The sequence below is a fragment of the Paenibacillus sp. N119s genome, assembly GCF_059447605.1.
The window spans coordinates 1-23,947 of the sequence record NZ_JCAJRU010000051.1 but is presented as its reverse complement, the minus strand read 5'-3'; the positions used below and the strand labels follow the sequence as shown (position 1 = coordinate 23,947).

Genomic DNA, 23,947 nt, shown 5'->3' with positions numbered 1-23,947 from the left:
CGACGCTTCATATGTTCATCCATCGGTTTTCCCTCCTTAACACACTATTCTTTTTATATCACATTCTAGGCTGGGAATAAAAGTCTCTGCTGATTGCGCTGCCCTATGAACGGGTATAAAAAAGCATACGCGCCACTCATACAGACCATGAAGGGGAGAGATGATCATGAAACATTTGAACGATTCGCAGCTTGCAGAGCTGAAACATATGTTGCTGGAGCAGAAAAAGGATTTAGAAAAGCATTTTAAGCAAAACGGTCAGGAAAATACGCAATTGGGAGAAGCACTGACAGATTCCACAGGTGAGCTCTCGTCCTACGATAACCACCCCGCTGATATAGGGACGGAAACCTTTGAACGATCCCGTGATCTGGCGATTAATGAGTCGCTGGAGAACGAGCTGGAGCAGGTCAATGCAGCCTTGCAACGGATGCAGGACGGAACGTATGGAATATGTGTGGAGAGCGGCGAAGAAATTCCTTTTGAACGGTTGCAGGCCATTCCATATACCGCCTATACCGTCGAGCACACTCCAAATCGAGAATTATCAAATGATCGCCCAATCGAGGAACAGGTTATGACTCCGCCACCCAAAGGTGCAGGTGAGGTTCGCCAACGGAATGCAGGGCGATTTGACGATGCGGGCGCATGGGACGCGGTGGAAAAATACGGCACATCAAACTCGCCTGCGACAGCCGCCAAGCGTGATGTCACAGATTATGGTGAAAATATGTGATGCTAGCATGTGCAAAAGTTCATTGAAGATATCTATGTATTGGTTCATCTAAAAAAGCAGCTTGTCCATAGACAGGCTGCTTTTCTATGTCTTCCGAAAATACGATGATCTCGCTTACCCAATTTCTATCCGCTTTCGACTGCGAGCTGACTCAATACAAGCGTCGATTACCTTCATATTGCTCACCGCATCTTCTGGCTCATATGGCAACGGAATACCGTCAAGCACCGCTTCGGCAAAAGCATCTGCTTGCAATTCAAAAGAATTAAAACCTTTCAAACGTTCCTCACGCGTAACCGAGCCGACATGAACGAAAATCTGCGGTACGACAGACGTTCTTTCCCAACCGAACATTTTGGGCATCGCAATCGTACCCTTGCTACCGAGAATTTCCATATTGGAACGGTTGGCTGCCCACATACCACAATCGAAGGTAAGGTTGACTCCACCCGGAAATTCCAGCAGGCCGGAAGCCATCATATCAACGTTGTCATGCTCGGGGGAAAATAAAGCATGTACTGTCACTGCCTCCGGCTCCCGATCCAAATACATACGAGCGGCTGAGATCGGATACACGCCCACATCATATAACGAGCCGCCGCCCATGCTTTTATTAAAACGTACATTGTCTGCCTGATCGGTATTGTTAAATGTAAACGTACAATGAATGCCGCGAATGTCACCAATTTCCCCACTATTGATGATTTCCTTAATTCTTCGATGTTTGGGATGATAGCGATACATAAAAGCTTCCGCAAACGTCACTCCTGCCCGGCGACACGCTTCAATCATACGGCTTGTCCCGGCCGAGCTAAGAGAAGACGGTTTTTCACACAAAACATGCTTCCCGGCCTCCGCGGCCTTAATGGTCCACTCTTCATGCAAATGGTTCGGTAACGGGATATACACCGCTCCGATATCGGGATCAGCCAACAGCTCGTCATAGCTTCCATAACTTCTCGGAATATCGAACTCCCGGGCAGCCTCGGCGGCTTTATCCACATGACGACTGGCAATGCCTAGAACTTCTCCGCGTTCGGACTGCTGAATCGCCGGAATTACAGCAATTCTAGCGATCTCCGCCGTGCCTAAAATGCCCCATTTCAGCTTTCTACCCATCATTCTCATCCTTTCGTCGTTAGGAATAGTTGTCTTGTTCCGCTTTATGCAGCATACCTAAGCAACGGTCCAGATCGGCTTTAACCTGCTTTTTGTACAGCCGTGCTTTCTCTTCCCCATCGTCTGTGAAATGATAGAGCACAATCTCCTGAAAATCTACACGCGGGTCTGTTCCTTTTAATTTCTTGGTACGGTAAAAAACGCCTTCCTGAACCAGTTCATGCAGTGCCCGGTATACCTCACTTTGAGGTGGAACATAGCCGAAACTACTGAACTCATCTTTCATCGATTCGAGCATCTGATATCCATATCCGCGATGCCTCTCTACCATTGTGATTAGATAAATTTTGATAAAAGCCCGCTGGGATATCATAAACGCCATTTCACAGCCTCCTCTATACTTTATTTAAACCTTATTTAAGCAGCTTACCTTCCATTATAAACCACTCCGGGTCTATAGACTATTTCCTTTCATAAATAGGAGAGCTTACGAGAATCTTCGTCCCTTGTGACCTCTTTTAAGGTGATGAGAGCCGTGAAATGAAGCGTTCTAGGGTAGTGTGTAGAGCGCTGAGGAGTGATTTTTGGGTTTTCTGTTATGAATTTTTCACATGTTGAAATAACATAATAATACATACTTAAAAAAGTATTCCCCGGCCTTCTAGGCTGGCCGGAAATCTTTTTAGCTAATCCCTTGTTATTCGCAACCCGATGTTTTATATTGACATAAGAGTAGGTCAAAAATAAAAGAGGTGAACGGACAAGATGTCTCCACGCACGAAAGAACAAAACGAAGAGATCCGGCTGCGGCGTCTGGCGCAAATCCGAAAAGCCGCTGCCGATGTATTTTTGAATAAAGGTCCTCTACTTGAAATCCGCGATGTGGCTGTGCAGGCGGGATTAGGCTATGGCACGGTTTACCATTATTACAGCAATAAGGGCGATTTGCTCAACGATCTGCTATGGGACGCGTTGGAGCGTGCCGGGGGATGGCCGGCGACCAGACTGGAGGTCCCTGGCGCTTCAGCTTCGGGAGAGGCGCTGGCAGGCGGGCATTTCGGCTTAGCTGCGGCGGCGGACACCATGAACATGGCTGCCGCGGATTTCCAAAGCGAAAGCCGCGAAACAACCGCTGCCGCAGAGCTTGGTCTTGTCGCCGCTGCCAGCATCCGGCTGTTGCAGCTTTGGGCAGAAGACCACGCCCTGTACCTGCTGCATAAGCTGGCCGGCGAGGGCTTTGCCGCGCTGCCTGAAGGGCGCTCGGCCCCGCTCTCGGCCGGTTATCGCCGGCAAGTGCTCGCGCCGCTGGCCGTGCTGCTGGAAACCGAGCGTGCGGCCGACGGGGTTGCCGCTTCCGGCGGAAACGCGGCGAATTCACCGCATCAGCTACAACGCGCGGAGATGCTGCTGGCCGCTTTGGTCGGCTGCGCCTCGCTTTCGCTTCGCCGCGGAAAGCTGCACGAGGAGGCCAGGGACATCGTCCAGTTTTTAAAATTATAGAATGGATAAGGAGCGAACAAACAAAGATGATCATTTTAAAATCACCTAGGGAAATCGAAGAGATGAAGCCAGCGAGCCAAATCGTTGCGGACTGCTACCGCGAGGTAGGCAAGCTGATCGAGCCTGGAATTACTACCCGGGAAATAAATGACTTTGTTGCCAGACATATCACCAAGCTGGGCGGCAAGCAGTTTACGAAAGGGTACAACGGGTTCCCCGCTGAAACCTGCATTTCGGTCAACGATGTGGTGGCGCACGGCATTCCTTCGAACCAGAAGCTTATGGACGGTGACTTGCTGAAGCTCGACATCGTCGTGGAGTATGGCGGATGGTTCGGCGATGCGTGCTGGTGCTATGCGGTGGGCAATATCCGACCGGAGGCGCAAAAATTAATGAAGGTGGCAAAGGAATGCTTGGATCTGGGGATCGCCCGGGCACTCCCCGGAGGTCGGCTCGGCGACATAACGTCGGCGATTCAACAGCATGCGGAAGCGAACGGGTTTTCAGTCGTACGCGATCTACTGGCGCACGGGATCGGGCGGAGCCTGCATGAGGAGCCAAGCTACGAGCATATCGGCAGAGCCGGCAAGGGCATTCGGTTAAAGGAAGGCATGGTGTTTACGATCGAACCGATGATCAACGAAGGTACGTTCCGTATCACGATCGACGACGATCAGTGGACGGCGAGAACGGCCGACGGCAAGCTGTCGGCCCAATTTGAGCATACGATCGCAATTACGGCAGACGGACCACTAATTTTAACAGCCCAGTAAGCACAGAAGTGCACGGACGTGAATGCGTCATTTTAGGAACAGGATTGGCGTTGACTTCCTGTAGACACAATAGGTTGTTTCCATTCTTCCTTGGACTTCAATCAAAGATGGCGAAGCAATTGTTTCGTCATCTTTGCAAAAAAGCTTTCAATCACATTTTGCTTGTACGCTGAAATATTTCGCGCTCCGCATCCGCTAAATGCAGTTTATGATACCCTAAACAATTACATTATTTTTTGAAATTTTGGGTCGATCTACTCGATTTGCTGATCAAGCTTGCTTTTGCAGAGCTGGCGGACCTCCAACCGGGTGGGAACGAATCCGCAGCCCTACAATCCATTTGCCCAAAGGCAGATGTGCCAGCAACCACGTCCCACCAAGAGAAAAGATTACACAGAGAACGAATGAAGCCAGTGTACGAAGAACATGACTCCAGTCAGCAAATAACGTTTCATCAAAATAGTAGGTTACGCGAAGCATAAAGGCATGCATCAGATAGGCCCCATAGGACAACGTCCCCATGACGGTCAGCATCCGCGCCACACGTCCTCCCTTATGAGCAATCCACGTTGCTACCCGATAAGCTGCAAAAATAGACGTGACGCAATATATTGCCATGACCGGACGCAGCAGAGACAAATAGTTAAAGGAAAAAACCGTACCTCTCGGTGTCTGGAAGTGACCAATCATCTCATACAGTAAGTATCCTGTAATCACGATAAACAAAAGCCAATATACCATCTGCGCCTTCATGACCCAAGCATTCCAACGTTTGACGTTCATTCCGGCTGCCGCTCCTAATACAAAATAAAAGAAAAAGTAGATCACATTCCGGTCAGCGTATATGGTAAACCATGAAGAAATAATGGGAAGCTGGAGCTGATCCATCCTTTGATATACGGGTCCCACCGCGAACATGAGCAAAATATAAAGGATGCCGAATCCTGCCAATGTGGCGGGTCGCCATGTTGTTGGCAACAGTGCAGATAAACGACGTACAGCATAACGAAACACAGGAAACAACACATAACATTGGATAATCATAACGATGTACCACAGATGATAGCTGCTTTTCCCATTCAACAGCTTTTGTAAAAAATCTAATGGGTGAATAAATCCTCCACTTTGGACAAGCTGATTCCCCAACTCGTATAAAAGAGACCATATGATGTAAGGAACGATGATGTCCATGAATCGTTTACGCAAAAACGTCCCATACTTTAAGGCCCCATCATAATTGTAAAATAGCACCATCCCAGTAATGAACACAAACACAGGCACTGCAAATTTGGAACACAGCAATAATATTGTCATTAAAACTCCGTCCTGGATGCGCGCCGCCGGCGCAAATGCAAAGTGTGCGACGGAATGCTGAAGAACAACGGCTGCAAAAGCCAGCCCTCTCAGCAAAGCGACTTCGGAAATTCTCTCTTTTTGACTCATGTCCCTCTCCTGTTACATCTAACAATTTATAAATCTATTATAACGACAATTCTATAAAAATATATAGAGGGATAAAGGTGCCAATGCCAAGCCATGCATCAACTTCTTAGGTATGTTCAATAAATAGCCAACACATAAAAGCAGCAATCTCCTCATGGGAAGACTGCTGCTGTAGAAAGTCTATATATTTAGAAGGAGCCAGACGGCTGTAAGTTACGTTTTCGACCAGCCATGACGACGATTACAAATTCCTTCTAGTATCTGTGTACGCATCTGTCCGCGTATCTGCCACAGTATCATCATATGTTCTGTAACGATCTGCATTCAAAGAACGGTTGGTGCGGAAAATATCATATACATCCCTGTGATGATCAGCGGAATCCACTAGCACTAAAATCTTGCCTTGATCAACATATGTCTCATATTGACGGGCATCATCTTCTGGAATGCCAAGTCCGACCAGTCCACCTACCAAGCCACCTGCTCCCGCCCCGACAGCTGCCCCGGTAAGGGTAGCGGCGATAGGTCCAGCAGCAAGAATAGGCCCGATCCCCGGAATTGCCAATGCTCCAATGCCTGCCAGCAAGCCAGCAACACCGCCTACAACTCCACCTGTAGCCGCACCTGTGGCTACACCTTCCGGTGCTTTAGTCCCCGTCTCCTCACTAATCGTTCTCAAGTCCTCACGGTCACGTGTGATCACAGAAATCTCACTGCTTGGGATTCCTTTGCTCTGCAGTTGTCCAATTGCACGAGATGCTTCTTGTTCGGTATCAAAAACACCAACAATTTTCTTTTCGTTATAATCGTTTAAGTTATTAGCCATGATAGTTACCTCCCAATATGTTGTTTGGTGAGTGGTTCGTTTTTTCATTACCCCACTATCCTGACGTTTAAACGATTTTACAAAATCATAATGAATCTTTTTCAAGTTTGTCTACCGATCAACGCTTCGGCTTTGCTCTGTTGGTGGCCACCGCTTCCAATGGATCATCTGGCCAATAATGCTTGGGGTATCTGCCTTTCAGATCCTTTTTAACTTCAAAATAAGCCTCGCTCCAGAAGCTGGACAAGTCGGAAGTCACTTGCACGGGTCGCTGGGCAGGTGACAATAAATGCAGCACAATCGGCACACGTCCGCGCCCAATACGGGGCGTATCCTTCATGCCGAACAGTTCTTGTAGTCTCACGGCCAGTGCAGGAGCCTCAGAATTTGAATAATCAACAGGAATACGTGAACCACTGGGTACACGTATATGCGTCGGTGCTTCCTGTTCGAGCTGTTGCCGCTGTCCCCAATTCAACCTGCCCAGCAGCAATTCGCTACCATCCAGCCGTTGCAGATCGGCTATATTTTTGGCTCCAAGCGCAAAAGGTAGCAGCCACGATTCCAGCGAATCCAACAGCGCGGATTCTGAACTGTCTGGCCACTCCTCGGGTGATGAAAAGTGCATAAAAATCAAACGTGCCTGCAACTGGAGGGTTTGCCGATTCCAGGGCAGCAGTTTGAGACCACGTTCCCGGATACCCTGCATTAAGGCGGCTGCGATTTCCTCAGCCGGAGGTCGCTCATAGGACGTTTCCTTTAGGATAAGCGAGCCCAGCCGAATTACTTTGCGGGCTCTCACGGCTGAAGCGGAGCTATCCCAGTATACGTTAGCTTGTTCCAGCAGCAAATCGCTGCAATGCTGGATCAGGTCTTGCAGTTCAAGCGGCGCCGCCAACTGAATGGCGCCATCTGCTCCCTCGTCGTCTACTTCGGCTGCGACGAGATAGGGCGAACGCGACATCCACTCCACTTGTCGGAGTCGCGCTCCCCGGCCGCCGCTAAGCAAAAAGCGGCCATCCCCTCGGCCCTGCGCGATCCGATCCGGATACGCAAAGGCCAGCAGCAGCCCGCAAGCCACAGAGCCGTCAGGCTCATCCTGAGCTGCGGCTGTGGTCGGCAGCGTGGCTAGTAGCTGCCGGCTTTCCTGCACGATACGGCGAATCACCGTATCGTCTGCCGCCCCCAGCAGGCTATGCGTGCTGCGGGCGTAGGCCGCCTCGCGCAGAGCATCCAGCCGCGGGCGCAAATCCGTTCCGCCCTGGGCACGGAACGGGTCCCGCTCTTGCAGCAGTGCCGCCAGACGGCTGGCCGTCGGAGCCAAGCCAAGGGCTGCTGCGCGCAGCAGCATGTGGCCGAGGCGTGGATGCGTGCCCAGGGCGGATACCTCGCGCCCATGCGCGGTGATGCCGCCTGCTGTGCCATCGGCTGCGGCCTCCAGGCAGCCGAGCTGACGCAGCAGACCTGTGGCCTGGCGGTACGCCGCCTCAGGCGGGGCATCCAACCAGGCCAGCTCGGCAGGCTCGCGCACGCCCCAGGCCGCCAGCTCCAGCGCGAGCGGGGCCAAATCCGCCACCGCGATTTCCGGGCGGCTGGCATCAGGGAGCGCGGCATGCTCCTGCGCGCTCCACAGTCGGTAGCACACGCCCGGCTGGAGACGGCCAGCACGCCCGCGCCGCTGGTCGGCGGAGGCCTTGGACACCTTGACGGTGGTCAAACGGCTCATGCCGGTTCGCGCGGAAAATACCGATTCCCGTGATAGTCCGCTATCGATCACCACCGTGATCCCGGCGATGGTCAAGCTGGACTCGGCAATTGAGGTGGCCAGTACAACCTTTCGGCTGCCCGGAACCGACGGACGTATTGCCTCGTCCTGCTGCTCCAGCTTCATGCTGCCGTACAGCGGAATGATTTTGACGTAGGCCGGCAAATTTCTGGACGTCAGCTCTCGTTCCGTTCTATGAATTTCTCTAGCCCCTGGTAAAAACACCAATAGATCGCCTTCATGAGCATGAAGCGCCATTTCTACCGTCTCAGCCGTAAAAGACTCTAATGAAGCTGACGAAGGCTTGGACATATGCTTGGTTTCTACCGGAAACACGCTGCCTGGACATTCCAGTAAGGGGGCATCTCCTAACAGTCTGCATACAGGCTCTGCCTCCAGAGTGGCAGACATGATTAGTATCTTCAAATCCGGTCGCAGCAGTGCCTGGCTTTGCAGAGCAAGTGCCAATCCCAAATCTGCATGCAGGCTGCGCTCGTGATACTCATCAAAAATAATCAGACCGACGCCCTCCAAAGCCTGATCATGTTGCAGCATCCGGGTCAGCACACCCTCCGTAACCACTTCAATCCGCGTGCTTGGCCCTATCTTGGTATCCATACGAACGCGGTAACCCACGGTCTTCCCGGTGGACTCACCCATTGCTTTCGCCATTTGTGCTGCTGCCGCACGTGCTGCCAAACGTCGCGGCTCCAGCATAATTATCCTTTGCCCCGCCAGCCAAGGCTCATACAGTAGTTCTAGGGGAGTTACTGTTGTTTTCCCCGCTCCCGGCTGTGCAATCAGTACCGCCGCTGAATGGGATAGTAATGCGTGTTTGAGCTCGGGGATGACTTGCATAATAGGCAATTGTTTATCTGTCAATGAAATCTCTCCAATGATACGCTTGTGGCGTAGAATCTAAGGTTGAATTCTTTTGTTATTGTGAATTTTTCACTACCTGTAATTATTAAAAAAGAACAAAAAATGTTACGTTGATCCCCGGTACCAGGATTTCTCCTCACCTGTCGTACCTAAATCTTCTAAATCTATTATACAGTTATTTAAATTTCCCGTCTGGTCATCACAGGTATGCACACTTCCTGTTGCTGACTTCTATCCCTGTCGAGATGCACTCGCGCCAAGATCGTTTTATAATATGGTTAATAAGGATGACTAAAGGACGGAATATAGAAACACGGAATACAGAATCGAGGTAACTGTCGTATGGAATTACAGACCCAACCCATTAGAGGACGATTCGCCCCAACACCATCGGGATGGATACACTTAGGAAATGCTCGCACCGCCTTATTATCCTGGCTGCATGTTCGTTCCCTAGGCGGAACCTATATTTTGCGTATGGAAGATATTGATATGACGCGGGCTCGCAGCGCACTGGCGCAAGGAATAATGGAGGATTTGCGCTGGATCGGGCTGGATTGGGACGAAGGACCCGACATTGACGGTCCCTACGGTCCTTACACTCAGAGCCAGCGGATGGAACGCTTCCAATCTGCATTGGAGAAACTTCAGGGGCAAGATTTACTGTATCCTTGTTTTTGCAGTCGGGCAGACATTATGGCTGCTGCCCATGCTCCACACGGACTGTCTGGTGAAGGACCTGCATATTCAGGGGCATGTCGTAACCTTAGCTCTTCAGACGCTCTGGCTAAAGCACAGCATAAACTCCCTTCACTTCGTTTTAAAGTACCACAGCATTCAGATGCTATTATTTCTTTTCATGATCAGGTAGCTGGTCATGTATCCTTCGCTGCGGCGGAGGGGGGCGATTTTATCATCAAACGGGCAGATGGCATGTTTTCCTATCAGCTTGCCGTCGTCGTCGATGATGCGGATATGCATATGACCGATGTGCTGCGCGGCTATGATCTTCTTGATTCGACTCCCCGCCAGCTATTGTTATACCAAGCTCTGGGCTTGCAACCGCCGCGTTTTGCACATGTTCCCCTTGTCCTGGGCCCGGATGGACGAAGACTGGCCAAGCGACATGGTGGCGTAGCACTCCGAGCCATGCGGCGGCAAGGAATTACACCGGAAGCCGTCATCGGCTGGCTCGCCTACTTTTCCGGGCTGCTGGATGCTCCTGAGCCTGTGAAGGCTGTGGATTTAATCGCTGGCTTCCATTTGGCCAAACTACCCAAAGAACCCGTCATCCTAACGAAGCAATGCCTCATGAAATTATCTGCACTGCAACGGTAATGGGACAAAGCACGGTAAGCAAAATGTACGGTCAAGGGCATTCTGCCCTTGACTCCTCTCGCTTCTATTCCTCCAGTCGCTGACGCACAGCCGACTCATATTCATAAAAAACGGACGACGTATTCAGCCCTCTTTCCTCCAGCAGCATGCGAAGACGAAGTGATTTTTCAGTCAGTCTGCGACTGATCCGCTGTTGTTCCCCTGCCTCATGGCAAGCGTGAAGCAAATCACGTAGCTGGACACATTCCTTTTGCAACTGTAGCTCTTCTGGTAAAATGCCTGCATTTTTCAGCAGCTTGTACGACATCCGCAGCTCCTCTGGAACATGTGACAAATCCTCAATCACCAGTGGCTTGCCCGCTCCCGGCAAATGATCAAATTCGCCTTTGGCCATCGCCTCGGCAATCTTCTGCTCTGCCATTCTAGAGAACATTTTCATCCACTCCTTGTATTAAGCATCCTATGTACAATCTATATTAAATAAACCTGGAGTCCTTTGCCACTCTAGCTTATTATGAGGTTGTCCTGTATTTCTGTAGGAGAATGATGATTATTCTTCGATCCCAAGCAACTGACATACTTGTTCTCTATATTTTTTGGCTTTGCGTGTTCCATGAATGAGATTGGAGTTCGTCTTCTTTTAAAGTACATCATGCACACACATTAGCTAAGATTTCATTTTGCAGGTTTGGTATTGATTTAATAGTTCATCCAGTTTCATAGATTGTTCAATTACTTTAGGATGCGTTAAAAAGCCGTACTTTTTCTGCACTTGGTACAGTCTTTTTCTGGCCCGTTCGACACGAAGTAAAGTCACACCTGGATTCATCAGCATGATTCCCCCTTCTGTGTCATATTCTAATGAGAAACGTAATTTTTTGGATTTCTTTAAAATACAACAGACTCCTACAAGCAGAGCTTAAAATCCAACTATTTTTCACTATGCAGTCGGATGTTACTTTCCTTGCTCCCCCTCCGTATTTCCTGAATAGAGTCAGGTGTGGGTTAAAATCTGTGGCAAAAGTGACCGCTTTACTTGCACAGCAATATTCTTCTCTGCATTTTCCATATACATTTATTTTTTCAGCTTGGAATCAACACTGAGAAATGATTGATTACTACTAATAATAAAATAATCTTTCTTTCCGTCCTTCTCTAACTAAACTCTCATACTTCGTACACACTCTGGAGTCTGCAAATGGTTTGAACTGCTCAAATAATTTTATGCAGCTAATGAAAAAAGCTTCTTTGTTAATGACTAATGATTTAGATAACACGTCTAGTAAGTATTTAAATCCATATGAGTAATTACCTTTATTTAAGTAATATTTAGCCAGCTCATATTTAAATCGTGTTGATTGTTCTGGAACCACTTGATGAGTGTACATATCAGCAGATAATTGCTGTTGGATAATCGAATCAATCTCCGTTTTGAACTGTTTAAGTATGTCATCCACATCAACTTGATATCGGTTTGCTGCCATCATAACATTCAACAGCTTTGTAATCATTTCCTTTTCAGAAGCATCTGGCGAGGCAGCAATATATTCAGCATAATTGTTTAGTACACTTATATCTCCAGATAATAGTTTATAAGTGTAAATATTACCTTCTGCCCAATCTTGAAAATGTTTAATCCAATGCAGAGTATTCTCGTCCGTCTCTTTGACCCAATCTAAATTAGCGTAGGCGTATGTATATTCTAATGCCTGCTCATAATCGCCTTTGGCCTCATATACACTGGCACACAATAAATCGGCATAGGCAATATACACAAACAGGGGACGACTCAGCTTCTTTTCTAATTGCGCATGGTTTCGCTTCTTCTGCTGATGCTGCAATGTGTATTGGATTTCAGCTTTATCTCTCATTTTGCGAGCAATCACATCTAGCCTGTCCCATAAGCGCAATGCACGATACACATTCGCCAAATCCTTTAAGGCATCAAGCTGATCTATTTCATCCAGTCGTTCCACGAAGGGTTCAAATAATGTGGCTGCCTTGAGATTAAGACCCTGATCCTCTCCGACTTGAATCGTAAATATACGATATTGACAGATGGCCAAGCGTTCAGAATGCTGATATTTCTCCACTTCTGCGACATTCTCATAAAGCAGCAGCGCAGCAGCATGTCTTCTCTGTTCAAATAATGCTTCTGCAATATCAAATAGTCTGGACGCATACAGCGGATTGTCCATAATATGACCAACCATTCGACGGATTGCATCCAACTTGTCCAGTTCCGCACAACGATACAATAATGGCTCGATTCGCCTAAAATTCGGAGAAAGTTCAATGATATAATTTTCTATGTATACATCGTAAAAATAGCCTTCTGGCAAATCCATAGCCGCAGTAATCCGGTCTAGCTGCTGTACAGAAACAGGACGATGCTGAGTAATCCAATTACTAAGCGTTCTTTGATGAACCCCTGAATATTCGGCAAATTGACTCAACGTCATATCATTTTGTTTTAGATAATCCTCTAACTCCGCTGAAATCGTAGGTGTATGCTTCAAGTCATAACCACCCTTCACTTAAAAATTCCATAATTTTAAAAATCAATCTCTATTCTTCTCCAAAATTAACCACCTGTCAATATATTATGCAACTAAGGTTTATAACGAAAATTCAGCATAGCTTACATATTGAGACATGTGAGACGGGCGACATCCTGAAATGATTGGATTGATCCAAGCAAAAGGTTTTACAAGGTTGACATGACTAACTCATTTCCCTTTGTGCATTCCCACCAGCAAATGTAGAGGTCACATGCAGAAAACTCACGGGACCTTTTAATTACATGAAAAATCCCCTGATATTGATGCAATCAAGGGATATATAAGTTCATTTCTCGTGCTTTGATAATGCGAAGTTGATTATTTCTCCAGTCACAATTCCTGTCAAAATTGCATAGATGCCCATAGCGCTCATCTTATAACCCCATGCGTAAAATATTCCTATGATTATGGCGTAGCTCAATAAAATCGTTGCATAACGCTTTAGAAACTTACTCATGGAAATTCTCATAAGCAACTCCCCAGTTAATTTTATATTTCAACATAGTAATGTTAGTTAATTATTGCATAAAAGTAAGGGGGAATTTGTCGAATAAGGATTCCGTTAAAAAGAAATTTGCACTATTTACTGCTGAGCGGGTCACGAAACGAGACTTCTGTTTCATATCATCGATGCACTCACATGGGGTGTAACCAGCTTATCCGATAGGAGGCACCAACAATAGAAATTTTTTTAATTCACGCACTCATATAGAGTGCGACCTCATTTTTCCAATTTGGGACGGATGTTCCCATATTTCAATCCACGCACTCATATAGAGTGCGACACAATTTAGCCAATAACCTGCGGGCTGCGGCGGGGATTTCAATCCACGCACTCATATAGAGTGCGACGCGGAGCAGCCAGCGGCAAGTACGCAGCCTATAGAATTTCAATCCACGCACTCATATAGAGTGCGACCCCAAAGGAAACCATCACCAGTACAGCCGGAGTGGTATTTCAATCCACGCACTCATATAGAGTGCGACCCCAAACAAAATTAAATCCGCTTAAAGTATTTACAATTTCAATCCACGCACTCATATAGAGTGCGACAGCGAAAATGCAGTAATTGATGCTCTAATGATATCAATTCCACACATTATTGCAAAAACTGATGCCAAAAAGGCTTATATCAACTATTGTCTTTTTCTCATAGACAGCATTCTTAATGCTTTTCGACAAATTCCGAGGTGCGAAGGACCTAGGGTTTTTATGTAAGCTTCACATTCGCACCTTTCAAAATCAATGGGCTTTCCATATCGTAAGCTTCCTTAGACCTATATGCCCTACTTTCTTTTTGTAATGTACCGCCGCCATCCCCTCCAAACCGCGCAAAATGTCCAGTCCCCACTTCTCGGACTTGCATCATAATTTCGAATAAAGAAGCACTCCCCACTCGTACAACCAAGTGGCAGCTGCTCCGTCATGTCCACGCACTCCATACAGAGTGCGACTTTTTAATATATAAGTAGACTGTTTTTTTGCGCTCTATTTCAATCCACGCACTCCATACAGAGTGCGACAACTTTGACCATTACTGACATTCAAAACCGGGTTATTTCAATCCACGCACTCCATACAGAGTGCGACCATTTCAGGCGATTGAGGATAAGACATTCGGAACCATTTCAATCCACGCACTCCATACAGAGTGCGACTCCGTGAGGACCGGCTGTGCAAAGCCAAAGCCTTCATTTCAATCCACGCACTCCATACAGAGTGCGACCTCAGCCAATTTCCGTTTAATCAACGTATCGTTAAAGAATTTCAATCCACGCACTCCATACAGAGTGCGACTTTGCGAATCACATCCAACTGCCGTTCACGTTGTTATTTCAATCCACGCACTCCATACAGAGTGCGACTATAGCAGCCCATGGCGTATCGTCATAAACCATCGTATATTTCAATCCACGCACTCATATAGAGTGCGACTACATAACACATCAGGAGGCTACATACATGGGAAAATTTCAATCCACGCACTCATATAGAGTGCGACAGCGAAAATGCAGTAATTGATGCTCTAATGATATCAATTCCACACATTATTGCAAAAGCTGATGCCAAAAAGGCTTATATCAACTATTGTCTTTTTCTCATAGACAGCATTCTTAATGCTTTTCGACAAATTCCGAGGTGCGAAGGACCTAGGGTTTTTATGTAAGCTTCACATTCGCACCTTTCAAAATCAATGGGCTTTCCATATCGTAAGCTTCCTTAGCCCCTATATGCTCTACTTTCTTTTTATAGTTATCTCCTAAGTTGTAGAAGCGCAAGCTGTCTTCTGTTTTGTCTATCAGTTCTTCGAGTTCATATTTTAAACGGCGGAACTGGGTCGAGTCTAAGATACATTCAAACACAGAATTTTGCACCCTTTGTCCGTGATCTACACACTTTTTCGCAACTTTTGCCAGTCTTTTTCTGCCTTCTCTATCTACCGTGCTTACATCATACGTAATCAAAATGAGCAAGTGTTCACACCTACTTCCACAAAAATGGAGGATACTCGTCCAGATCTCCCCGAATATATCTAGCCAAGAGCAAAGCCTGTGAGTAGGGAACCAGTCCCCAGGATATTTTCTCATTCAAATAAGGATGAATTATTTTTTCCTGCTTCCGTTCTTGCCATGCCTTCAATACGATTTTCCTTGTATCATCGTCCATCATGACAGCCCCGTTTTCTTTTTTGTAAAATCCTTTGCCATGAATCAATTTTTTGTTAATCAGTGTAAGAACAAAACGGTCGGCATATACTCCTCGAAGTTCTTCCATCACATCCAGTGCCAATGAGGCTCGCCCTGGGCGATCTCTATGCAGAAAACCTACATAGGCATCCAGACCGACAGTTTCCAATGCCGATTTCATATCGTTGGACAACAGTGTATAGGCAAAAGATAATAAGGCATTCACATTATCTAACGGCGGGCGCTTATGACGTCCATGGAAGTAAAAATCATCTTTTTGCTGTAAGATCAGATCATCCCACACGGAATTGTACTGTACCGCCGCCGTTCCTTCCAAACCGCGTAAAATGTCCAATTCCTCCACTTCGCGGACTTGCTTCATGATTTCGGTTAAAGACGCAGTCACCTTCTTCATGCGTTCCGTATCAATACGAAGTGGATAGTCTCTCGTTGCCCGTTCCAAAATCCATTTATGGTTATATATTTTGCCTATAATCATATTTCTAGCGACAAGAGCGCTTCTTCTATCATCATCGGAAATGCGGTACTGTTCTTTTCTCAGCACTACATTTCCCCTACTTTCCCCGGTAACTCGTGCCAGGAAACGACCGCTTCGCGTCATAAAGGTTAGATCAATGTTGCGTGTGGCACAAGCTCCCATGAGGCCTGGACTAACACCTGCGTAGCCAAAAGTGCAGACCGCCTCCAAATTGTGCAAAGGATACCGTGCGAGAATGGACTCTTCTTGCTTGACCACGATATTCTCCCCATCCAGTGACAAGTACGTATCCGGCATGGTCACAAACAACGTGTTCAGTAATTTTTTCATTCAGCCAGCCTGCTTTCAATAAAGCTCGAAACTGATTTTTTACTCAGTATTTCGGGAACACATATGTTATGTAGTGAGCAACTCAGGCAGTGTGGTCCCGCTTTGGCTTTGGGTGTATGATTTCGCTCAAAATAATGTCGCATCTCCTGCAAACTTGTGCGGACACGCTCTCGGTCAGCGGCCGTGATGATGACCTCTACACGGTGTTTGATCTCATCGTAATAAAAGTAGCCTTTGGAAATCTCACACACGAGCATTTCTTCAAGACACATTACTTGTGCAACCAATTGTGAATGATCCGAGTCATTTCGCTTCGGTTTGCCGCGCTTGTATTCCACAGGAAAAGGAAGGTATGTTCCTTCCTCCCCTGCAAGTGGAACGCCATGAGGATCACTTATAAACTCTACTACGTCACAGATACCTGTAATCCCATGCTCTCTGGAATGTATAGGTAAAGCGCGTACGATGAGCTTATCTCCTCTTTTTTCACGAATCATGGGCTGATCGGCTTTCCTGTGCAAATGATTCCCTTCAATCGTGCGCACGTTTTCTTCCCATTGCTGCTCAATGTGAATAAGCGCCCACTGTCTTCTACAAAAATTAAAATGCTGTAAACCGGATAGCAGCAAATAATCTTCTTCGTTATAGCCCTGCATACTCTTGAACCTTTAAACCTTCGAGCGGTGTGAGAATACATTCATAATGGGTGTCAAAAGATTTGTCGGATTCGTCTACGTTTTCTTTTGAAATCACCTGCAAAGAACGGTGCACTTTAGCGGATGAGTATTGTCCAAGTTTTGAACTATGCTCCCACCAATATACTTTATGAACTTCCATACTCCCGTCGGGACGAGCGGATGAGACATCATTTTCAAATAACGAAATCAGCGCGTCCTTGATCTTACCAGCATCTTCGTAGGTAAACCCTGTTTTTTCAGCTAGCTGTGTATTGATGCTTCCCTTGAAAAGGTATATGCCGAAATCCACTCGATGCTTCATCCCCATCGTGTCGGACCCTCTTTCTTTCCCCGGTTCGGAGTTCACACTTTTTGTGATTTGCATACTTGTAATATCAATAGGATCAATACTGGTTGCTGTATGTATAGATACAGGACCTCTTACCCCTACAGAAACTCCGGCTCCTTTACCCGCAGCTTTGAATGCGAACACCTGACCAAAGCTACGGACATCAATCCATTCACGGCAAGCGATTCTAGCAAATTCTTCATTTGAGGATTCCTTACCCTTAAAAAATTTTTCCAATTCCGGATTGGCATCTGCACGTTCTCTCAGACTATTAAAATCATCCGATTTCCGATCGTTAGATTGGACAAAAACAGACTCTCCCATATCTTGCAGACGGTTTCTTATTTTGCGTTTTAGAGCCACATCTGAGATTTCGCCATATCCATCGTAATTTTGCCGTGGACGATTTCCATTTAGGGGATCGCCATTGGGATTTGCTCTAGTAACCGACAATACAACTGCAAAATCAATTTTATGATCCAACACGGACATATGATTACTCTCCTTTAATGTACCTACATATTTTTAAAGTCACTTAGGATTCCTGGTGTTCAATCATGTCTATGGTGTTGTTCTCTTTGTTGTCGTTATTATGCTCAAGATCTTTTTTATGAGTGTTATGATAGATTTCATAGCGTTGGCTATAGAATCCAAGCAAATACTTGCCGGATAATGGTTTGTTATCAAATTGATCAAATGTAATTTTCGAGGCAACTTCATCTATCATGTTAGAATAAAAGTTTAAGCGTTTTCCAAGTCTGGCCTGATGTGGCTGCAAGGCATTCTGAATGGTCCTCCAGGTTCTTTCTGGATGTTGTGAAAATGCGTTCATATATCGGATGGCATTCGTAGACCGCTTCTCATCCTTGTCTAATGCACTTCGTTCCATCACATCAGCGATCGCCAACAATCTGCCAAATAAATAACTGCGATCCATATTTTCTGTATCTAATGCCACATTATATCCCTCCCGTTGATTAACCAAAGCACAGGTCACGCTTAGTGTTTTCTCCCATTCCCACTTGTCCATGGATACCGGATTAGAGGCACGGTTAATCGCACTCCTCACAATATCCTGAGGGATGTTTTGACCATCTACTATACAGGGGAGCATTCGTTCCATCAAACCCTTAACGAGCTTATCATTAGCCTTTGAACCATATGCTGCAAAGGCAATGTCTTTGGTTGCTGGAGCACCCCAAAATTGTAAATATTCACCCTGCTCATCCTTCTGATAGCGATGAAGCCATACACAGGTGGAATGCCAATGAATAAGCTTTTCAAAATACAATTTTTTATCCAAATTCCGATAATAGATTACGGCCATCCGGCCCGTTGTTGCTGAATCAAGTACAAGAATATTAACTTTTGCCTTGGAACTAGATTTGACAGCAAGTGTATTGGCATAACCCGTTAAGGCTTTAGCAAATTCAAAAGCAAACTCTTCGTTCGTATGACTTTTTATTTCTTTAGCCTTGGCTGGCAAGCCCATTGCAAAGATATTATCATTTTCAGTAAAATTCAGAATGCTCGGTTCATCATTTCCCCACACTAGAAAAACACGTTGCTCTATGATTTTACCTTGACGGTTAATGAGCCATTTTAAGGCATTATGAGCCTTTTGCGATACTTCATAACTGATACTTGCAGCTTCATGACTGTGGGCAAATCGTCCTCTGAATGTGAATCCACTCGTATCATTGGCAGAAATCAACTTCGCCTTATCCCCAGAATTTCTGATTTTATTAGCATGCTTGTCTGTGCTAGGGAGCTGCTTTCCAGTCACATAGCAAATGGCTTCTTCTCCCAGCAACTGACTATAGTAACCCACAAATGAATCAAACATCTCTTTATCTTCCCAAACTTTTTCTAAAGCTTTATCTGGAGAATACACATTAAAACGAATGAATACGCTCTCCTGTTCACCTGGGACCGCTGTAAATATAGGTGGTTTTTCTCCATGTAAAGGTTCGTACTTCTTGTCCCATGTCCTTATTAATTTCTGATCCTCATCAAGATATAAAATAGACTTGTCTACCAAGTCTTTAATCAGGCGGCGCTTGCTTAAGTATCGATATATGCTTTTCACCTTAGAAGTGGCATAATCTGAGGTAGCCCAACCTTCTAACTGCTGAATATAAGCAGCAAATGGCTCTTCTTTTTTTATTTTTCCACCATATGCTACAAAATCTCCGGCAACATAACTTAATTTATCATGGAGCGGATAGGGGGATATGACAGAACCAGCCCGACTGGAAGATTTTTCTGTAGAGGGAATCAATGTACTAAACTCAGTTTTATCCAATATCCTGGCTGAATGAAAATCACCTTGTTCTGTAACTTCAACTTCGATCTGCGCATTTTGGGTCGTGTGGGAGATAGGCAACAGTGTATATTCACGATCATTATGTTTCTTCTCAATCACACCCACACGATCAAGATTAGATTCATACGTTTCATATAAATTTAACAACCAGCTCATTTAATTCCCCCACTCCTCCCATTGCGCAAGCAACTCATCCGCAGACTGAACGTTATTTTTATCAAACTGTTTGGATTGCATATTTGTTATTGTGCGAACCTGTGTGCATTCCTCCGGCCGAATAAATTCAATGACTCCATCCTTCATTACTGGATTCCACAAGCGGACTTCCATTTGGTTTCTGCCTGTCTCATCTGGATAGTTAATCCCATGCACCATATTGCCTAAATGAATGTCACCATAGTTATCGTAGAAACCAGCTTCTATACCAAATTCACAAGGCTCTACATATGCTTGACATTCTCGTGTACCCAAAAAAATATCTCTGCGCCCTCCAGCAAGTAATGAGCGCTTGAGAATATTATGATGCTTGTTCTCATTACGATCATATTCCATCTCAGGACGATGCGGATTAAATTCAAAATGAGCCTGAACTTCATAACAGGGATCTTTCAGATAAGTATAATTAGCAAGCGTATTACCGCCACCGTACTCGATGGGACGAACACCTTTGGATTCCATCCGGATGGCATGTAGAACACGAACTTTGTCTACAACCATGATTATTGTGGGTTTCCAATAAATACTTTCGACAATTCCCTTTAATGCCTGATATGTTGGAACACTATAAGTTAATTTTTCACCACCAAGTTTGGTTAGTGGATCTGTGAACAGTGCATAGTCGCCATAAACTTTAAATTCGATTGCATTTCTCAACTAGCATATACCTCCTTTCTATGCCTATATTTTCTAAACATAGTTCCAGAATATTACTTTTGACAGGGGTAGTCAATGCAGAATATAAGTCCAGAGTCCCAATTGAGTTGTTTTTTAAAGGATAAATCCATGATGCAGACTGTCATTTTCAAGGTTAAGCCCATAACAATCATCATAAGCCCCATCAGTTAGTGCATATATTTTCCCATCCAAAAAAGAGACTAACCCCTTATTTTGATCTAATCGGTCTTTCTCATAGTTAAATATATTAATAGTGAATTGTTGTGCCCTGCGCAACAGATCCGTAAGGTCTTCTATGCTTTTCTGCCCGTTTAAATCCGCGATGATCTCCTTTCCTTCTTTTTCTCCATCTCCATAAGGAACAATAACAGCAGTTGTATGATCCTCAATGACTTGAAAATGGTCTGCAGCGGTCTTATAGCTATTCGCTAAGAGTAAGGGTAGAATCGTCTCATTTTCTTTGCAATAAGATTGATAGTAAGTATTTTCGATGCGGTTGGCATATAATAATTCAGTCATGTTTTTTCTCAGTTTAGGAATAAAATAATTTAAGTCAGTCTTTAACTCGGAATAATATTTTTGAAAATATATTTCCATGGCTGGAGTAGATAATATATTTCCACCAAAGCGAGTTTTATCATCTTTTAAGTCAATGAACATTTTTCTAGTTATTTCTTTACCGATTTTGATTTCTTTTAGTCTCTTGAGATCCTCTTCCTCATGGTCAATGACATACACTTGTTTCTTTTTATACTCTCCGTGACGATTACATCTCCCCGCCGCTTGAGCAATGGAATCCAGACCAGCCAATGATCGAATGACACACTTAAAACTGATATCTACTCCAGCCTCGATTAATTGTGTACTAATACAAATGACAGGTTCTTTATGTTTCAGGTGATTTTTAACATCCTCCAATATAGAATTACGGTGGGCCGGACACATGGATGTACTTAAGTGGTAGATCGGGACTGTACCGTTTCCTTCCTTTAATCTCTGATATAGATTTCTCACTACCGTTTTTGTATTTAAAATAACGAGTACACTTTGTTCATCAGCAAGTTTTTGTTCAACAAAATCGCCAAGTTTCTCCGTATTAAACTTCATATCTGTTGCTTTATCTACAATTTCAACCCGCTTAAACGATTCTATGACATGATCCAGATCGTGTACCATTTCAGCATCTGGTTCGATTGCCAGCTTGTTATGTACAAAATCTAATTCTGGTTGCGTAGCCGTACAAAGAACAATACTTGAGTAAGCATAGGTTTTCAAAAAGTTCACTGCTTGATTAAATAATGAAATACAGTGAGTAGGGACTTTTTGTACTTCATCAAAAATAATGACGGACTCGCTTAAATTGTGAAGTCTACGAATATTTCTGCTACCGCCAGCATAAAAGACATTTAAAAATTGCACCATTGTGGTGAAAATGATCGGTGAATCCCAATTATCCTTAGCCAGCTTTAATTTTTGACGCGTACTCACAACTACATCTTCGAACTCACTGCTCTCTTCCTCTTCATGATCGTCCACGACCACATTAGAGTGATGCTCCAAAATATTTGCATCGTCCAATATTATTCTGCGAACCTCTCGTACATTTTGTTCAATAATAGTTGTAAATGGAATAACATAAATGATATGTTTTTTCTCAAATGTTGAAGCATGTTTTAAGGCATAACGAAAACTGGCGAGTGTTTTACCACCGCCTGTAGGGATAGAGAGCGTATGTATTCCAGAAGGTCTTTTTGCAAACTGCTCACATTGTTCGGACATTTCTTTTCTAAGTAAATTAATAGGTGTATTGGCATCACTTCCTGCCTGCAGGGATTTGACGTGCATCATTAATTTTTCGTAATACTCATGAAATAGCTTTTGGTGATGCATTGGTTCAACTTTGGTTTTATCACCTGCACTCTTATTTTCTTCAAAGCAGCGGGTATTAGTTCGATCCGCATCTATCAATGCACTAAAAACAAACTTGGATAAATACATTAATTTAAGTTCAAAATCTACTTCACCTTCTCGTTTCATATATTGATCCAACTCAGCCGTTGCTTGATTCACATAATCAAAAAATGCAGATTTGTCTATGACCTGCTTATAAAAAAGCACTACTGCATCTTCAAAACCCTCTATATCTAGGTCACGCACCCGATACAAAAATCTAGATTCCAGCTGTGGATTTAAAAAATCCTGTAAATAAGAATGGTGTGAAATAATAGCGTTTGCTACAACTTCGGTCAATACATATTTAATAAATACATCCTGCTTATCAAACGTACCCTGAGGTTGGATGTGAAAGAGAGTATATAATAATTTCCCACCTGCACTGGAATGATCTACACTTCCTCGCTTTGGCGGATTATCAGGATTTTGTACCGCTAAACGTATGTAATTTTGGAATTTATCTGTGTACTTCCCCAAGTCATGCAGCATACCAGCTAATCCGGTAATATGTCGTATACCTATTTTGTCACCATAGACTTCTGCTAATTGTCGGGTTTCGTATAGATGTTCAGCAACGGTTTGAATCTCTTGGTCGCTTTCCCGTATGTGGGCGATATATTCCATTTTTTATTCTCCTTCAGTTTTCTTTGTAAATAACCTTTTCCAAATAATTACTAACCATGACGGAAGCCAAAAAAGCATAAATAAAATATATATCGTAGCAATAACACCTTTCTGACCTATTAAACGATGAAGATCATGTAGAGATTGATATAGCCCCTCTCTTGCTGCAGACAGTTCCTCATCGTTTTCCTCTTCGTTGTCTTGCCGCAACTCCTGTGCACGTTCAGTTAATTCTTGAGACACAAACCGATATCCCACGATAAGGCCTATGCCTAAATAGATATAAAAATACAGACCAGGAATAGCTAGGACGTGTCTGAAAACTAAAGAATTTTGTGATATGATTTGAGAAAAACGATTGGAGCATCAACTATGATTCAAAGACGGTATGAACTAAGCGATGAACAATGGGAACGAATTAAGGATATGTTCCCTCCATATCAAACAGGACGTCCGTCAAAATTAAGTAATCGCACGATGTTTAATGCTATTCTTTGGATCGCTCGAAGTGGTGCAGCTTGGCGCGATCTGCCAGAAGAACGTTACGGTTCATGGAAAACGGCCTATAGTCGTTTCTGCAAATGGAGAGATACAGAATTACTTGTCACCATCTTTCAAGCGCTTCAAGTAGAACCTGATTTTGAGAACTTGAGCATTGATTCTA

Annotated in this window: 22 protein-coding genes and 1 CRISPR repeat array; of the genes, 5 read left to right on the top strand and 17 right to left on the bottom strand. The window is 44.8% G+C overall.

The window, feature by feature from the left end; genetic code table 11:
- The first annotated feature begins 166 nt into the window (after positions 1 to 166).
- Complete coding sequence (locus AC5V8P_RS08745; protein ID WP_064797971.1) at positions 167 to 736, top strand: TraR/DksA C4-type zinc finger protein; 570 nt, start codon at positions 167 to 169, stop codon at positions 734 to 736.
- 114 nt (positions 737 to 850) lie between these two features.
- On the opposite strand, the gene AC5V8P_RS08740 is transcribed toward AC5V8P_RS08745, so the two are convergent.
- Both AC5V8P_RS08740 and AC5V8P_RS08735 read right to left on the bottom strand, forming a co-directional pair.
- Positions 851 to 1,855, bottom strand: coding sequence for a Gfo/Idh/MocA family protein (locus AC5V8P_RS08740; RefSeq protein WP_064797972.1), 1,005 nt, complete (start codon positions 1,853 to 1,855; stop codon positions 851 to 853).
- 19 nt (positions 1,856 to 1,874) lie between these two features.
- Positions 1,875 to 2,237: a replication termination protein gene (locus AC5V8P_RS08735; RefSeq protein WP_063208734.1), complete on the bottom strand. Its 363-nt coding sequence runs from the start codon at positions 2,235 to 2,237 to the stop codon at positions 1,875 to 1,877.
- Positions 2,238 to 2,620: 383 nt separating this feature from the next.
- Here AC5V8P_RS08735 and AC5V8P_RS08730 point away from each other — a divergent pair, with 383 nt between their 5' ends.
- On the top strand, positions 2,621 to 3,355 hold the full coding sequence (locus AC5V8P_RS08730; RefSeq protein WP_063208736.1) for a TetR/AcrR family transcriptional regulator: 735 nt from the start codon (positions 2,621 to 2,623) through the stop codon (positions 3,353 to 3,355).
- 26 nt (positions 3,356 to 3,381) lie between these two features.
- Positions 3,382 to 4,128 carry a type I methionyl aminopeptidase gene (gene map, locus AC5V8P_RS08725; RefSeq protein ID WP_063208738.1) on the top strand — a complete coding sequence of 249 codons (747 nt, stop codon included), beginning with the start codon at positions 3,382 to 3,384 and terminating at the stop codon, positions 4,126 to 4,128.
- 270 nt (positions 4,129 to 4,398) lie between these two features.
- Here the strand turns inward: map and AC5V8P_RS08720 are convergent, their stop codons facing one another.
- From AC5V8P_RS08720 to hrpB, 3 genes are all read right to left on the bottom strand, one after another.
- Positions 4,399 to 5,571: an acyltransferase gene (locus AC5V8P_RS08720; protein ID WP_063208740.1), complete on the bottom strand. Its 1,173-nt coding sequence runs from the start codon at positions 5,569 to 5,571 to the stop codon at positions 4,399 to 4,401.
- Between the two features lie 241 nt (positions 5,572 to 5,812).
- A complete protein-coding gene (locus tag AC5V8P_RS08715; RefSeq protein ID WP_063208742.1) occupies positions 5,813 to 6,397 on the bottom strand; it encodes a general stress protein in 585 nt (194 codons plus the stop codon).
- A gap of 118 nt (positions 6,398 to 6,515) precedes the next feature.
- Complete coding sequence (gene hrpB / locus AC5V8P_RS08710) at positions 6,516 to 9,044, bottom strand: ATP-dependent helicase HrpB (RefSeq protein ID WP_064797973.1); 2,529 nt, start codon at positions 9,042 to 9,044, stop codon at positions 6,516 to 6,518.
- Between the two features lie 342 nt (positions 9,045 to 9,386).
- On the opposite strand from hrpB, the gene gluQRS reads away from it, so the two are divergent.
- Entirely contained in the window at positions 9,387 to 10,382 is a 996-nt protein-coding gene (gene gluQRS / locus AC5V8P_RS08705; RefSeq protein ID WP_081276874.1) for a tRNA glutamyl-Q(34) synthetase GluQRS, read from the top strand.
- 64 nt (positions 10,383 to 10,446) lie between these two features.
- Here gluQRS and AC5V8P_RS08700 read toward each other — a convergent pair whose 3' ends face one another.
- The 12 genes from AC5V8P_RS08700 to AC5V8P_RS08645 all read right to left on the bottom strand — a co-directional run bounded on the left by AC5V8P_RS08700 (position 10,447) and on the right by AC5V8P_RS08645 (position 23,526).
- The gene (locus AC5V8P_RS08700; RefSeq protein ID WP_043885934.1) at positions 10,447 to 10,821 is read right to left on the bottom strand and encodes a DnaJ family domain-containing protein; all 375 of its coding nucleotides are present in this window, start codon (positions 10,819 to 10,821) and stop codon (positions 10,447 to 10,449) included.
- A gap of 228 nt (positions 10,822 to 11,049) precedes the next feature.
- Positions 11,050 to 11,217 carry an aspartyl-phosphate phosphatase Spo0E family protein gene (locus tag AC5V8P_RS08695; protein WP_019687040.1) on the bottom strand — a complete coding sequence of 56 codons (168 nt, stop codon included), beginning with the start codon at positions 11,215 to 11,217 and terminating at the stop codon, positions 11,050 to 11,052.
- 286 nt (positions 11,218 to 11,503) lie between these two features.
- Positions 11,504 to 12,901 (bottom strand): helix-turn-helix domain-containing protein, encoded by a 1,398-nt coding sequence (locus AC5V8P_RS08690; protein ID WP_064797975.1) that lies wholly within the window; start codon positions 12,899 to 12,901, stop codon positions 11,504 to 11,506.
- A 730-nt stretch (positions 12,902 to 13,631) separates the two neighbouring features.
- A CRISPR array of direct repeats spans positions 13,632 to 13,997; the repeat unit is 32 nt; unit sequence ATTTCAATCCACGCACTCATATAGAGTGCGAC.
- A gap of 157 nt (positions 13,998 to 14,154) precedes the next feature.
- Positions 14,155 to 14,313 carry a hypothetical protein gene (locus AC5V8P_RS08685; protein WP_196771897.1) on the bottom strand — a complete coding sequence of 53 codons (159 nt, stop codon included), beginning with the start codon at positions 14,311 to 14,313 and terminating at the stop codon, positions 14,155 to 14,157.
- A gap of 790 nt (positions 14,314 to 15,103) precedes the next feature.
- Positions 15,104 to 15,418, bottom strand: a complete 315-nt coding sequence (gene cas2 / locus AC5V8P_RS08680; protein WP_064797978.1) for a CRISPR-associated endonuclease Cas2 — start codon at positions 15,416 to 15,418, stop codon at positions 15,104 to 15,106.
- A 10-nt stretch (positions 15,419 to 15,428) separates the two neighbouring features.
- Complete coding sequence (gene cas1c, locus AC5V8P_RS08675) at positions 15,429 to 16,460, bottom strand: type I-C CRISPR-associated endonuclease Cas1c (RefSeq protein ID WP_064797979.1); 1,032 nt, start codon at positions 16,458 to 16,460, stop codon at positions 15,429 to 15,431.
- Positions 16,457 to 17,116: a CRISPR-associated protein Cas4 gene (gene cas4, locus AC5V8P_RS08670; protein WP_064797980.1), complete on the bottom strand. Its 660-nt coding sequence runs from the start codon at positions 17,114 to 17,116 to the stop codon at positions 16,457 to 16,459. Before cas4 ends, cas1c begins: the two co-directional genes overlap by 4 nt.
- A complete protein-coding gene (gene cas7c / locus AC5V8P_RS08665; RefSeq protein WP_064797981.1) occupies positions 17,103 to 17,978 on the bottom strand; it encodes a type I-C CRISPR-associated protein Cas7/Csd2 in 876 nt (291 codons plus the stop codon). Before cas7c ends, cas4 begins: the two co-directional genes overlap by 14 nt.
- 43 nt (positions 17,979 to 18,021) lie before the next feature.
- The gene (gene cas8c / locus AC5V8P_RS08660) at positions 18,022 to 19,968 is read right to left on the bottom strand and encodes a type I-C CRISPR-associated protein Cas8c/Csd1 (protein WP_064797982.1); all 1,947 of its coding nucleotides are present in this window, start codon (positions 19,966 to 19,968) and stop codon (positions 18,022 to 18,024) included.
- On the bottom strand, positions 19,969 to 20,685 hold the full coding sequence (gene cas5c / locus AC5V8P_RS08655) for a type I-C CRISPR-associated protein Cas5c (protein ID WP_064797983.1): 717 nt from the start codon (positions 20,683 to 20,685) through the stop codon (positions 19,969 to 19,971).
- 114 nt (positions 20,686 to 20,799) lie between these two features.
- Positions 20,800 to 23,283: a CRISPR-associated helicase/endonuclease Cas3 gene (locus AC5V8P_RS08650; protein ID WP_064797984.1), complete on the bottom strand. Its 2,484-nt coding sequence runs from the start codon at positions 23,281 to 23,283 to the stop codon at positions 20,800 to 20,802.
- Between the two features lie 3 nt (positions 23,284 to 23,286).
- Positions 23,287 to 23,526, bottom strand: a complete 240-nt coding sequence (locus tag AC5V8P_RS08645; RefSeq protein ID WP_064797985.1) for a hypothetical protein — start codon at positions 23,524 to 23,526, stop codon at positions 23,287 to 23,289.
- A 129-nt stretch (positions 23,527 to 23,655) separates the two neighbouring features.
- On the opposite strand from AC5V8P_RS08645, the gene AC5V8P_RS08640 reads away from it, so the two are divergent.
- Positions 23,656 to 23,947, top strand: a 292-nt coding sequence (locus tag AC5V8P_RS08640) for a transposase (RefSeq protein ID WP_495473601.1), incomplete at its 3' end; no start/stop codon positions are given.